The sequence below is a fragment of the Pseudarthrobacter sp. PvP004 genome (genome assembly GCF_017876035.1).
In the GTDB taxonomy this organism is placed as follows: Bacteria; Actinomycetota; Actinomycetes; order Actinomycetales; family Micrococcaceae; genus Arthrobacter; species Arthrobacter aurescens_A.
This window is the reverse complement of record NZ_JAGINL010000001.1, coordinates 1,785,574-1,799,171: the sequence shown is the minus strand read 5'-3', so window position 1 is coordinate 1,799,171 and position 13,598 is coordinate 1,785,574. Positions and strand designations below refer to the sequence as shown.

General features: G+C 58.4%; 12 protein-coding genes. 7 read left to right on the top strand and 5 right to left on the bottom strand.

What is annotated here, in order from left to right:
- The 6 genes from J3A64_RS08170 (at position 1) to J3A64_RS08145 (ending at position 6,542) form a co-directional block, all read left to right on the top strand.
- Positions 1 to 942: an ABC transporter permease gene (locus tag J3A64_RS08170; protein ID WP_210064030.1), complete on the top strand. Its 942-nt coding sequence runs from the start codon at positions 1 to 3 to the stop codon at positions 940 to 942.
- Positions 942 to 2,726: a dipeptide/oligopeptide/nickel ABC transporter permease/ATP-binding protein gene (locus J3A64_RS08165; RefSeq protein ID WP_374100537.1), complete on the top strand. Its 1,785-nt coding sequence runs from the start codon at positions 942 to 944 to the stop codon at positions 2,724 to 2,726. The genes J3A64_RS08170 and J3A64_RS08165 overlap by 1 nt, the downstream gene beginning before the upstream one ends.
- A complete protein-coding gene (locus tag J3A64_RS08160; RefSeq protein WP_210064028.1) occupies positions 2,723 to 3,565 on the top strand; it encodes an ABC transporter ATP-binding protein in 843 nt (280 codons plus the stop codon). Before J3A64_RS08165 ends, J3A64_RS08160 begins: the two co-directional genes overlap by 4 nt.
- 122 nt (positions 3,566 to 3,687) lie before the next feature.
- On the top strand, positions 3,688 to 4,566 hold the full coding sequence (locus J3A64_RS08155) for a sugar phosphate isomerase/epimerase (RefSeq protein ID WP_210064027.1): 879 nt from the start codon (positions 3,688 to 3,690) through the stop codon (positions 4,564 to 4,566).
- Positions 4,567 to 4,733: 167 nt separating this feature from the next.
- On the top strand, positions 4,734 to 6,086 hold the full coding sequence (locus J3A64_RS08150) for a GMC oxidoreductase (protein WP_210064026.1): 1,353 nt from the start codon (positions 4,734 to 4,736) through the stop codon (positions 6,084 to 6,086).
- 234 nt (positions 6,087 to 6,320) lie between these two features.
- Positions 6,321 to 6,542: a hypothetical protein gene (locus J3A64_RS08145; RefSeq protein WP_210064025.1), complete on the top strand. Its 222-nt coding sequence runs from the start codon at positions 6,321 to 6,323 to the stop codon at positions 6,540 to 6,542.
- Positions 6,543 to 7,532: 990 nt separating this feature from the next.
- On the opposite strand, the gene J3A64_RS08135 is transcribed toward J3A64_RS08145, so the two are convergent.
- The 5 genes from J3A64_RS08135 to J3A64_RS08115 form a co-directional block, all read right to left on the bottom strand.
- Positions 7,533 to 8,714, bottom strand: a complete 1,182-nt coding sequence (locus tag J3A64_RS08135; protein ID WP_210064023.1) for an FAD-dependent monooxygenase — start codon at positions 8,712 to 8,714, stop codon at positions 7,533 to 7,535.
- 10 nt (positions 8,715 to 8,724) lie between these two features.
- Positions 8,725 to 9,420, bottom strand: coding sequence for a TetR/AcrR family transcriptional regulator (locus J3A64_RS08130; RefSeq protein ID WP_210064022.1), 696 nt, complete (start codon positions 9,418 to 9,420; stop codon positions 8,725 to 8,727).
- Positions 9,413 to 10,330 (bottom strand): alpha/beta hydrolase, encoded by a 918-nt coding sequence (locus J3A64_RS08125; protein ID WP_286176626.1) that lies wholly within the window; start codon positions 10,328 to 10,330, stop codon positions 9,413 to 9,415. The genes J3A64_RS08130 and J3A64_RS08125 overlap by 8 nt, the downstream gene beginning before the upstream one ends.
- A 219-nt stretch (positions 10,331 to 10,549) precedes the next feature.
- Positions 10,550 to 11,980: an APC family permease gene (locus J3A64_RS08120; protein WP_210064020.1), complete on the bottom strand. Its 1,431-nt coding sequence runs from the start codon at positions 11,978 to 11,980 to the stop codon at positions 10,550 to 10,552.
- A 70-nt stretch (positions 11,981 to 12,050) separates the two neighbouring features.
- Positions 12,051 to 12,458 carry a hypothetical protein gene (locus tag J3A64_RS08115; protein ID WP_210064019.1) on the bottom strand — a complete coding sequence of 136 codons (408 nt, stop codon included), beginning with the start codon at positions 12,456 to 12,458 and terminating at the stop codon, positions 12,051 to 12,053.
- Positions 12,459 to 12,667: 209 nt separating this feature from the next.
- Here J3A64_RS08115 and J3A64_RS08110 point away from each other — a divergent pair, with 209 nt between their 5' ends.
- Entirely contained in the window at positions 12,668 to 13,597 is a 930-nt protein-coding gene (locus J3A64_RS08110; RefSeq protein ID WP_210064018.1) for a dihydrodipicolinate synthase family protein, read from the top strand.
- The last annotated feature ends 1 nt before the right edge of the window (position 13,598 follow it).

Genomic DNA, 13,598 nt, shown 5'->3' with positions numbered 1-13,598 from the left:
ATGCTTCGATTCATCGCTGAACGGCTGGTCTCAGGAGCCATTCTCTTATGCGCCATCGCGACTTTCACGTTCTTTCTCATTTATTCTTCCGGCGCCAACATTGCCCAAACAATTCTCGGGCAGTCGGCTAGCCAGGAACAGGTCGCAGCGAAAGCTGCCGAACTTGGTCTCGACCAACCGCTTGCGGAGCGCTACATCTCCTGGCTGGGAGCCGCTGCGAAGGGTGATCTGGGGAATTCGTGGTTCACCAGTGAAGCTGTTTCCTCGGCTATCCTCGGCAGACTGCCCGTGACTATCACTCTTGTGGTCATGGCCTTGGTCATATCCGGGTTGGCCGCGACGGTTCTGGCGATGCTTGCCGCCGTCAGGAGGGGCTGGCTCGACAAGGTACTTCAAGTGTTCAGTGTCGCGGGTTTCGCGATCCCTGGTTTTATTGTTGGGATCCTGCTCATTACGGTCTTCGCGCTCAACCTCAAGATCCTTCCGGCTACAGGCTACGTCCCCTTCCCGCGCGACCCGGCACGGTGGTCCATGTCGATTACGTTGCCAGTTGCCGCGTTGGCCATCGCTTCAGTGGCTGCGGTTGCCAGTCAATTACGAAGCTCGATTATCGAAGTACGCCAGAAGGATTTCGTGCGTACGCTCAAAACGCGAGGGCTGGGACAAGGCGAGATCCTTTTCAGGCACGTCCTTCGTTCTTCCGCCTCGTCTGGTCTGACAGTTTTGTCGTTGCAGTTCGTGGGCCTGATGAGTGGAAGCGTCGTTATTGAGCAACTCTTCGCCTTGCCAGGAATCGGGTCCTTGGCCGTTAACTCCACGGCCCAGGGCGACTTGCCCGTCGTCATGGGCGTGGTCGTATATACGGTGATCGTGGTCATCGTCGTTAACGTCCTCGTTGATTTGCTGGTCGGTTTCCTGAATCCGAAAGTGAGGGTCCACTGATGGCGGCTTCGCTCAAGGGCCATACAATAAGCATCAGTCCGGCTATTCGCAGATTCCTGCACGACAAGGTGGGGATGTCAGCGGTTGCGATCCTGCTGATGATCACCCTGCTCAGCGTCGCTGCGGGCCTCATAACGCAGATGAGCCCGAGCGACGCGGATATTAACGCGATCATGCAGGCCCCATCTTCGATGCACCCGCTAGGGACGGACAGCGCGGGGCGGGACGTCTTCAGCAGGCTCCTTCACGGCGGTCAACAGACACTTCTGGCCGCTCTCCTCGCCACCGGTGTTGCTCTTGCCCTGGGTATTCCAACGGGATTGGTTGCGGGCTACTACGGCAAATGGCCTGACACCCTCGGAATTTGGGGTTCGAGCCTGCTGCTTTCTCTGCCAGCCATCGTTGTCCTTCTGGCGGTCCGGGCATCCTTCGGCCCATCCGTTTGGATTTCCATGACTACCTATGGGGTGCTTACTTCCGCCAGTATCTTCCGTGTCACCCGGGGAAGTGTCCGGAACGTCGTCGGGGAACTGTACGTGGACGCGGCCCGTGTCTCGGGTTTGTCGGATGCCAGAATTATCGCCAGACATATACTCAGCGCTGTAAGGGCGCCCATTATCATTCAAAGCGCTCTCATTTCCGGCATCGCCATCGGTGTCCAGGCAGGCTTGGAGTTTCTTGGGCTTGGCGATCCGACGGTGGCGACGTGGGGGCTCATGCTCAGCGAGGGTTTCCGCAATATCTATGTCAGCCCATGGCTGGCCGTCTGGCCGGCCTTGGCGGTCAGCCTGACAATACTTTGCCTCGTGTATTTGGGTGGCAGCGTCCGTGACTCTGTCGAAGAAACTGCAGGCCCTGACCCACAGTCCGCCCGGGCGGTAGTTGCTGCTCCCGCCAGCAGGAATCGCAAACCAGTCACGACATCCGTGCTGGGCGCAGAGCGGCTTCTGGTAGTGGAGGGATTGACCATCGCCTACCCCCAGGAAGACGGCTCATTTAAACGGGTTGTCAATGGAGTCAGCTTCGAACTGGGCCCGGGGGAGACGCTGGGCATCGTGGGGGAATCCGGCTCAGGCAAGTCTCAAATAGCCTTCTCCGTTCTCGACCTTCTTCCGGATTCAGCACGGCGTGTGGCCGGAGAAGTAACTTTCAACGCAGATTTCCTGAGCTCCCCCGGGAGGAACAATGGCGGCAAAGCCTGCCCTGCGTATGGTCGGGACGTCGCCTACATACCCCAAGAGCCAATGAGCAACCTGGATCCATCGTTCACCATAGGTCATCAGTTGGTCCGGCCGATGGTCAAAGTGATGGGTCTGAGCCGGTCCGAAGCGCGGGACCGCGCGATTTCGCTTTTGACCAGGGTGGGCATCCGGGACCCCCAAAGGACCTTGGCATCCTATCCCCATGAAATCTCAGGAGGCATGGCCCAACGTGTGCTGATCGCCGGTGCTGTTTCGTGTTCCCCACGATTGCTCATCGCTGATGAGCCCACAACAGCACTGGATGTGACAGTGCAGGCTGAAGTCCTTGACCTACTGAAAGAACTACAGGCCGAACTGGGCATGGGTCTGCTGCTGGTCACGCACAATTTCGGCGTGGTCGCGGACATGTGCGAACGGGTGCTGGTCATGGAACAGGGAACAGCTCTTGAAATCGGCAACACCGCAGAGGTGCTATCTGCTCCGAACCATCCCTACACCCGGCTGCTGCTTTCCTCCATGTTGGAGGGCAGGGAGCCCTTCACCCCGATAATTGGCTCTGAGAAGGCTGGCGTACCGAGATGACGGACAAGAATCAGGCACTGCTACAGGTTGAAAACCTCGTGGTCGAGTACAAGGCAAAATCACGCCGTGAAAAGCGCTTCCGCGTTCTCAAGGGCGTCAGCCTCGAGCTGAATGCAGGGTCGACGCATGGGATTGTCGGTGAATCCGGCTCAGGCAAGTCCACCCTGGGCCGGGCGGTGTTGGGTTTGGCACCTGTCACGGACGGTTCCATCCGGTTCAGTAACACCGAGATCGGACATGCCAACCGCCGGGAGCGCCGCAAACTCGCCCGGGACATCCAAGTGGTCTTCCAGGATCCGTACACCTCGCTGAACCCCGCCCTGACAGTCGGAGAAATTCTTGCGGAACCATTGGTGGCCCACGGGACCGCCAGGAAAGAAGCTGAAGCACGGATTCGTCGTCTTCTGGATCAGGTTCACCTCCCGGCGGGCGCCTTTTATCGGCGGCCACGGGAGTTCAGCGGCGGCCAACGGCAACGAGTGGCCATAGCCAGGGCACTTGCCTTGGAACCTGCCTTGATCATCTGCGACGAGCCGGTCAGCGCACTGGACCTGGTCAACCAGGCCAGAGTTCTGGACCTGCTCCTTGAAATTCAACAGCAAACGAATACTGCCTACCTGTTTGTCTCGCACGACCTCGACGTCATCCGGCACATCAGTCACACCGTCTCCGTCATGCTCAATGGCGAGATCGTCGAGCAGGGAAGCGGAAAGGCCGTAACCACCAACCCTCAGGATCCCTACACCCGGAAGCTCCTTCTGGCAGCACCGGTCCCGGATGTAGAACGACAACGTGCAAGGCGCGAGCAGCGACTGGCCAGTCCTGCTCCAAGCAGGTAACTGGGTCCGACCTACAGCAACTGACGAGAACACGGAAGGATCCCGCTATCACCATTTCCGAGGGCCAGTTCGCCCTGAACCCCATACAGTGGAACCACACCCACGAGGCTTTTCCTCGAAGGATGGACCCTCTATACCGTTTGTCGCGGCAGGAGGAAATCTACCGTGAAATCCGCTCTTCCGGTTTCAGCACTGTGATGCTTGAACTGGTGGGCCTCCAAACCTTGCAGCACTACCAGCAGGTCCTGCAGAACGCAGACCTGCGAGTGGCGCCCGGCATTGTCCCGGTCCCTTTCCCCATGGATTTCGGATTGACTATCTCACCCGGTTCTGTGGAATTCGCAAAGTGGTTTGACCCAGTGCGCCGTCTGGCCGAAGTATCAAACTACTTCGACTTGAAAACGGCCTTTCTGTGTCCCCACATGCCACTTGATGGTGTGCGCAACAGCCGCGTAAGCGCGGTCGGGTACGGATATTCCCGGGAAAGGATGGACCACGTAGTGGAAATCATGAGTGCAGCAGCCGAAGTGCTCGCCTACGAAGGGATCAGAGGCGGTCTGCACAACCACGTCGGCACATGGATCGAGACCCAATCCGAGGTTGAGTATGTCCTTGACAACACCGACCCCCTACTACTCGGCGCCGCTTTCGACGTGGGACACTTGGAATGGGCCGGCGCTGATGCCACCAGGCTGTTCCGAAAGTACCGGGACCGTATCACCGACCTCCACATCAAGGACATCGACAAACGAATTGCCCAACGGACCCGGGAACAACCCGGCCCATACTTCGATGTCTACGAAGAAGAGTTCTTCTTGGAGCCAGGCCGGGGCGACATCGACTTTCCTACTCTTCTTTCGGAACTCCCCGACGACTACGGTGGCTGGATCATTGTCGAAGTCGACAGGACCTCCATGAGCCCGAAAACCAGCGCCGAAGTCAGCTGGGAATGGGTACAGAAATTGACTGCTCACACGGAAACCGCGGTGAACGGATGCTAGACGTTGTTATCGTCGGCAGTGGTCCTGTCGGAGCTGCTTACGCGAGAACTATTTTGGAATCCAGACCATCGGCGAAAATCACCATCGTCGAGGCGGGTCCCGCGGTGTCAGATCCGCCGGGGTCCCACATAAAGAACATTCATGAGTCCAAACGACAGGCCCTTGCGATGACAATGGCTCAAGGGCAGCGCCAACGCGTGGACGAGCCTGTGACGCTGCCGCAGCGGGCCGGAGCGGTACGCGATGCGGCGGAAAAATTCTTCCACCGTCCAGGGCTCTTTCTGGTTGAGGGACAACGGGTGCCCGAAGAACAGAGTGGGTTGCCGGCGGCATCGGCAACCCAGTGCGTCGGAGGTATGGCTACTCAATGGACAGCGGCTTGCCCCCGGCCCCGCGGGAGCGAGGTCATACCTTTCATTGACCCGAAGTCCATGGATGCAGCGTTCGACCGGGCTGAGAAACTGCTCGACGTCTCGAATCAGCAACTAGGCCTGTGGTCGGAGGACCCAGTGGGCCAAGTGATCGCTGAACTATTCAATGCAGGACGGACCCCGGAATCCGTCGTGCAGAGCATGCCACTCGCCGTCACCTCCGAGAATGGTCACCGGAAGTGGTCTGGAATGGACACCGTCCTGGGAGACACAGTTGGCAGCCCGGGTTTTGAGTTGCTGGCGAACACCCGATGCACCCGGGTAATCATGGACGGGCGCACAGCCCGCGGAGTCGAGGTAGTCGACGAAGTTTTGGGTGCTGTACGTCAAATCTTTGCCAGCAACGTTGTCATTACCGCCGGTTCGCTGCATGGACCCCAACTCCTCTTCGCATCCGGCATCCGGCCGCGAGCATTGGGGCGATACCTGAATGACCATCACATGATTGTGGGCGCGGTCGCAGTGCCACGGCGCAGCAGCGGAAACGACGAAAGCCTGATCCGCAGTGGAACTGACGTTGTGAGTGGCGTGACTTGGATTCCGTTTGACGACGACGTACTGCCACTTCATGGTCAAATCATGCACACAGATGCTTCACCCGTGGCCGTCACCGGCAATGCGGATGCAGGCATGCAGGTGATCTCACTAGGCTGGTTTGCGGCCAAAGACATTCAGGACACAGACCGCATGGAATTCTCCGAAACCGAGACGGACAGCTATGGGATGCCGTGGTTCACCATCCACTACGAGCTGACCCAACGAGATCGCGAGTTGATCCAACTGGCGAAGGAAAAGACAAGCCTCATGGCTGACGCGCTTGGCAGTTCGATCTATTCCGACGATGCATACCTGATGCCTGCGGGTTTTTCTTTGCACTACCAAGGCACCATGAGAATGGGCCCGGTTGATGACGGGACCTCCACTTGCGATGCCACGAGCAGGGTATGGAACACAGAGAATGTGTTCGTTGGTGGCAACGGTGTCATCCCCACTGCTACGGCCTGCAACCCAACCCTGACGAGTGTCGCACTGGCGGTTCTTGGTGCCGATGAGATTGTTCGACGGATGGGCCCGTACTCAGCTTCCTGAGGACCTGGCAGTGGCGGGGCCGCGTTCCGCATCCCGGAAAGCGTTCCTGCCGCTGTCCTCCTAGTTGGCGGAGAGGATTCTTCGCAGCGTTTCGACGGCGGACCTGCGTTCCTGGGCGGGTGGACGAACAGCCCGGACGCGATACCGGCCCAGTACCGTGACGCGTATCTTGAAGCATCCGCTAACGCCCTCCTTTCCATCGTGGCCGACTACCGTGCCTCCGCAGGAATCGACGTGCTTCACGACCAAGCCGACCGGAACGCCTGCACCGCCCTCACCATGCCCGTCACCGTCATCCAACAGGATTGGGGAGCAGCCCTCGGCTACAACGCCAGCGCCCTCTGGAGCGCATGGGCGCCCAAGCTGCGGCACATCACACTGAACTCCGGACACTTCATGGCCGAGGAAAACCCCGAAGCCGTCAGCCAAGCTCAACGCGAACTCATGCAGAGTTAGCACGTTGCCTCCGGCAGGTCGGTCCAGGAACTTGGAGCGACCCGCCGCCGGGCTAATCGGTTCGGACAGTCACTTTCGGGGGGAACTGCTGATTCCGGGCATCAATCTTTTCTTGAGATTCTGAAACCATGAAGTCCCGCGCCTCGATGGCTCCGTCCTGTGCTTTTCTTACCGCAGGACGGAGGCGCTGCTCATACTTTTCGAAGGCTGTGGACGGATCGTAACGGCCTGCCGGGCTTTACTGATCACAGCTCCGAAGCGCCGGCTTCGGGGGCCCAGTGTGGTTGGCCGGCATCGGCAGTGGCAGCTCAGATCTACTTGCCTGCGAAGGCCCCTTACATGGAGGGGCCCATTGGTACGTTCGTTCAGGCTGTAAGGCGGGCCGGTCTCCGGTAGCCGTGATGCTAAAAGTCAGCGTCTGACGGCCAGTGAAGATGCCAGTGCACTTGCGGCACTCGTCGGCCCCGAAAAGACTCGTTTCTGAAGGCGTCGGGCAAGGAGATTCACGCTCGGGGCCAGGGAATACTGCGCCAGGAACACGGCGAAATTTTCGGGAGCACGTTCGGCCTCGGGTGCAATGATGTCAGTCAGGAGGCTGGGATCTCCAGCTTCTGAGCAGATCTTGAAATCCCTCGGAGCAGTTGCGGGACGGCATGCACGCAGCGCGGTAGGCGTTGCTGCGCTGCCACATAATGCCAGTGTTGAAGTGGAAATGATCGCCCGAATCCAATGACCTGTGCCCTCGGGGCAAGCTAGCGGCATCCGTGGCGGCATGTTGCGCGGGTGGACTCCATTGCATAACCGGACGACGCCGATTAGTGGACTTAGGGTGGCATCAGGTCCGTGAGCGGAATTTGCGATCCCTGAAAGGAAGCGCTTGTTTGCAGAGAAGGTAACCGAGTAGCGTGCTCTGATGGCGAAGGCATGTTCAAGACACAAGAAGCATTGGCGGCTGTCCGGTATCCCGGAAAGCCGCCATTGTGATGTCTTTTAGGCCAGCGGGAGTGAAATCAGGGGAAATTGCCGGTTTCGCTCATCGATTTGGTCTTGGGTCTCGGGCACCATGAAGTCGCGTGCTTCTGAGACCCCCTCTTGTGCCTTTGCCACAGCAGGCCGGAGACGGGACTCATACCGGGCGAATGCGAGCTCAGGTACGTGATCTGAATTGAGGAGTTCTTCAGCGAGGATGGAAGCACCCATTATCGCCAAAGACGTTCCCCTGCCTGAGAACAGCGATGCCGCGTGCGCAGCGTCCCCGACCAGCACAACACGTCCTTGGGACCATCGAGGCATGTGAACCTGGCTGACGGAGTCGAAGTAAATCTCGGAGGCTTCCCAGACGGTGTCCAGAAGAAACGGGATGTGCCATCCTTGCTCTGCTTCGAATGCTTCTATGAGGAGCTTCTTTTGGGCTGTTGTATCTCTGTAGTCGTATTCGGTTTCCGGGCCTCTGTAGGCAAAAACACCGAACGAGCGGTCTCCGTAGTCGTTAATCCCCACCATGCGGCCTGGACAATTGAACGTGCGGCTTTCGCCGCTGATACCTTTGCTGGAGCGGGGGAGGTCGACGATTGCGTAGTAAACGCCCAGGTGCTTTCGGTACAAGCTTTCCGGACCCATCAGAAGTCGCCGCACTGACGAGTGAATCCCATCCGCGCCCACGACGATGTCAAAGGTCTTCCGCTCCCCACTTGCAAACTGCACATCCACGTTTGTTTCACCATCGGTAATGGAAACCGGCCAGTCACGATACACGAACTCGGTTGTCCCGTCCGTCTTGGCATGAAGTATGTTAATCAACGCTTCGCGGGAGATTTCGATGTCATCGTCGGAGTCGTTGGCCATTTCCAGGGGCAGTTGGGCAACCGCATCCCCGTTTTCGTTGACGAAAGTGGTGAACACTGGTCGTTCATCACTGGTTACCCTGTTCTTACGTAGGTCCTCGAGAATTCCCATCTTCTCGGCAACGGCCAGGGCTTCGCCGCGGACGTCGATGGGCGTTCCAGTGAGTCTCAATTGCGGTGACCGTTCAACCACCGTTGTTCTGTAGCCGACGGCAGAGAGCTGGGCGGCCGCAGAGAGACCTGCCATGCTTGCGCCCACTATGAGTGCGGTGCGGGTGTGAGCAATAATGGTGGGTGCTTTAGAGGGTGTTGGGAGATCGTGCGGCATGGTGGCCTCTCTAGGGATGGTTAGGGTTTGGTTCGTGTATTTCGCCCGATGCAGGAGTTTTACGGGGCGGGACGCGGCCCAATAGATATGCTGTGACCGTCTGGATTAATTCCCTCTCGTAGACGGCGGGATTGGGAAACCCGTCATACACGAGTTCAGCCTCGGTGACGGTTCCTAACGATGTGGCACGCATCAGAAGGCTCTGCACCATAAGTTCGTAGACGAAGTCAACGGATCTTCCGGATTCTTTGTCCCGGCCGGGATGGTTTAGCAGCAGGGTATGGCGCAGGGTTGTTTTTAGTCTCTGATGGAACAGGAACCCACGTCTCCGCATTTCAGCGTCGTGGACACTCTGCGCGAAAATGAAAGCGAAGAGCTTGCGTTGATCAGTGAGTGCACCTGACAGCTCGGTGACGAAAGCATCGATGGTACTTTCAACACTGTCGGCGCTGATTTGGAGCCGCTGTTCGAGTTTGAGCTCAAGTCGGGTCAGTACGTCGTTCTTCACCTCACGAAGCAGCGCTTCTTTGTTCGCGAAATGGGCGTATAGCGCGCCTATAGACAGTCCAGAGCCTGCTGACACCGAAGCCATACTGAATTCCGAGTAGCCGTGGAGATCAAGTGCTTTCTCGGTGGCTCCGAGTATTCGTTGAGCCGAGCGACGGCTCCGTTCCTGGACTGGCTTGGAGCTGGTTGAGTTAATCACGGGGGGCTCTGGTACTTGGGTCAGCCCAGGATGCCCGCAGAAAGATGATAGCCTGCTGGACTGTTTCTCGTTGGGAGAATACCTGGTCTCCGTGCTCGGCCCCAGCCAGCGTTACCAACGTAGAACTCCGGCCGAGACCCAAGAGCCCTTCGTGAAAACGAATACTTTGGCCAAGGCCAACGCGATGGTCAGCGTCTCCATGCATGAACAGGAACGGTGGAGAAGCTCCTCGTTCCAGGGCAACTTGCAGTGGCGTGGCTTGGGTTGCTCTTTCCGGATCCTTCATGGGATCGAAGCCAAGGAACTGACGAATGATTCTGGCGAGGGCTTCCTTCTCATCCTCGGTATTCTCAAACGCGTCTTCACTTAGCTTTGCGAAATCTGAGATGCCGTAGTGGTTTACGACCGCGGAGACATGTGTGGGTGTATCGAGATCGTCCCCGATGGGTCGACTCAATGGAATTTCTCCGGAAACGGCGGCCATGGAAGCGAGGTAGGCACCGGCGGAGCTTCCCCACAGGGCGATCGCGTTGGCATCCAGGTTGAATGCTTCGGCGTTCCTCCGGGTCCATCGCACAGCGGCGCGGATGTCTTCGACGGGGTCCGGGAAGTGGGCTTCTCCAGACAGGCGGTAGGACACCGAGACCACGGCTATTCCTTGCGCCGGCAGGGATTGCCATGGTCCCATCGCCTTGATTCCTCCTAGAAAGCTACCTCCGTGTACATACACAACCGCAGGGTAGGGACCTTTCGATCCTTCCGGAAGGTGTACGTCCAGAAGCAGCGGCCTCCAGCCGAGGGGGGAAGCATATGAGAGATTTAGGTGGCTAAGGCAGCCATCGAGCACCCTCTGGGGAGGTGGGCGAAGCAGCTCAGCGGGGGCTAGTTCTTCATAGTCGAACGCTGGCATGAGCGTTGAAATATGAGTGCCCGATTCGTCGCTGGTTGGCTCGTGGTCTGGGAACATGCGGCTTGCTTTCTACTCGGGACTCAAAGCCCTGCGTCTGTTCGGGGCTGTTGGGGGTACGGAAACCGAATTCTGTTTCGCCTTCGCGGACAAAAAAGAGGGCCGGTCGGGCCGGCTGGTTCGGATGCGGAGCCACGACGGCGGCTCCGCATCCAAGTCCTACTACTCCTTAAGATGTTCCTCCAGGTCCGCGGCATGGCGCCTTCTGTAGGCGATGGCTCCATAGAGCGCCGCCGCAGCGGGGATGGCCGGCATTAGGGCCACCACTACGGAGTCGCTTCCGGTGACCGCTTGGTAGTTCATGACGATGATGATCACGATGATGAGCAGTCCGGCTCCCGAGATGGCCGGGGCCACGATGGTTGCCCAGAGCCCTTCGGGAAGGAGCTTCCGGGTGCTTGCGACGATGATGCTGACGCAACAGCCGATCATGAGTGACGTCAGCGACAGCGATGTGATGCCTGAAACAGCCGGGAAAAGGTTCACTATGGGGTCGGCCTGTGTCAGGACGAACGGAACCAGCATGATAAGGGAAATGGCAATCTGGACCATTGAGCTGATGTAGGGGGTGCCGAAGCGCGAGTGTGTACGGGCCAGGCGTTTTGGGAGGAGGCCTGTGCGTCCCAGTGCAAAAAGGTATCTCGCGGCCATGTTGTGGAAGGCGATGGCCGCGGCCAGGAAGCTGACAGTCACCACTGTACTCAACACACCGCCGGACCAAGGACCCAAGTACATGTCAGCAGTACGGAATACGAGGGTCCCGGCATCCTCAAGAGCCACCGACTGAACGTCATCGAAGGCCGACACGATGGACCAGGTCGAGAAGACGAAAACGGCCGCCAGCAGGATCAGGGAACTATAGGTCGCAATTTTGATGCTGCGGCGGGCCGCTTTCGCTTCCTCCCCATATATTGCTGTTGCTTCGAATCCGGCGAAGGAGAGCACACAGAAGACCAAGCTAATGGCGATGTTGCCGTTGAATGCAGCAGAGGGAGAAAAGGCTGCCAACGACCATCCTTCGGGACGTTGCAGCAGGATCGCAACGCCGAGGGCAATAATGATACCGAACTGTATCAAGGAGATGCCTGTGGTGAAGCGTTGGGCTATTCCGACGCCGCGAACACCCAACAATCCAGTTACTACGAGTGCGACTGTTCCGTAAACATACCAAGGCACACTAAGTCCGGTGTAAGACTCGACAGTGAGGCTCGCGAAGTAGCCGGTGGCAGCGATCATCCCTCCTGCAGCCATGTTGTATGCCACGGATGCCACAAAGGCGGACGCCGCTCCGGTTCGCTTTCCCAAGCCGTAACCGATGAAGACGTAGTACGCTCCGGCGTTGGTGACGTGCCTGCTCAGGACTACGAAGCCGACTGCGAAGATGGCCAAGAGCCCTGCCACGAGAATTAGCTGACCTACTGTGCCTGCACCCACCCCAAGTGCAAGGCTGATGGAGAGGTTTGAAGCCATTGCTGTCATCGGCGCGGCTGCGGCGATAACCATGAAGGTCATCCCGAAGGCTCCGATGGTGTTCTTTTTCAGTCCGGGTGAAGCAGATTGTGCCACGTCTGCGGCGCTGCCCTGAACGGTCATATTTCCTACTCCTAAAGTGGTCCCGCCCGTTGGGGAGGGCGGGTGATGGCTGGTACGGCCCTGGAGTGAATCAGTACCTGTTGCGTAAGTCGGTGACTTTGCCATAGTCGTTGGAGACCGTGGGCAAATCCCTTGTGCTGGGGGACTCTTCGCTGATGAGCTCGATGATGTAATGCGTCGTTGCATGATCGTCGAGGCTTCGAACCCTGTGAGGAACAAGCGGTCCTGATGAACCGACAGTCTTGAAAGCGACGTATCCGGGCTGGGCGACTTGTTCCAGTGACCAATCGTCATCTCCAAGCTCCTGGCCTTGGACGTGTCCGTTTTCGGGCCAGAGGATCACATGATCGTGGAAATGCTGGTGGTAATCGAACATGCCATGGGCGGGGATGGTCATCGACCACACCCGGACCCTCTCGTTTTCGAAGATCAGTTTGTCTCCAGGGGTGGGAGGGTATGTGCCCTGTGCGTCCGTCATGACTCTCCTGGTCGATCCGTTCTTGGCCGGAGCGAGCTGCTACAGGGCCGCTTCGATTCCAAGGATTGGATGTAAATGTGTAGAATTGGATCCGATTTGATGTGATGAATATCGCATGCATCTGGTGGCGGCGTCAACCCGTCACGGAAAATTCACCGTATGTTTCTTCGCCCGGGTGCTTGGCTGCACCAGAGGCGCGAAGCACTTCCATGATGGGAAAGAACTTGACGAACGCAGAAGCATCCCGGACCGGCGCCGGCCTCACCGCAGAACCTCCCCTGGATCTATGGGGCATGGTTGCAACGCCATTTCTGGCGGATTTGAAGGGGGTTGATGAGAATTCGCTGGGGCAGCTGGCGCGGACGCTGGTCGAGCGAGGATGTACAAGGCTGGTAGGCCTTGGTGTTATCGCCGAGCCGGGTAGCCTCTCCATGAGTGAGAAGCTGCTGTCGATGGAAGTGATTGCGGAGGCTGCCGGCAAAATACCGGTAGTAGGGTCGGTTGTGTCGGTGAGTGAAAGTGAAGCGTTGCTGGAAGCCGGGCAGCTGGCGCGAGCCTTGCGGGGGCAACTCTCGGCGATCATGGTGCCGGTTACCAGTAGCGAGTTCGCGACATTCCGCGATCATCTTCTGGGCGTCCACCGGGCTACAGGACTGCCGATCCTGGTTCAGGATCTACCGCGTGCCACGGGCATCCGGATCAGCGCCGAGGATCTCTCGATGGCCGTTGCAGGCTTGGATTTCATCGCAGGTATCAAATGCGAGGCTGAGCCTACGTTTGCGACCATTCAGCATCTGGCAGCTACAACGTCGTGTCGCCTCATCGGAGGCTTCGGGGGGTTGGGATTGGTGGAGGATCTCCGTGCTGGAGCAGTTGGAATGGCTGCCGGGATCACTCGCCCGGAGGTACTTGCAGCGGCCATGACGGCGTGGCAGTCGGGCAATGAAAGTCGCGCCGCCGCCCTGATCGGGGGGATATCCGGGCTCATCAATTTTGAAACCCAGCCGGGGACGAGTGTAGCAATCCGAAAAGAGCATTGGCGCAGGCAGGGCATCATAGAATTCGCTGGGGTAAGGCCGCCGGCCAGCTCGTGGTCGGCGGCCTTCGATCCGCACAGTCGGTTCTATGGATTTATCTGAG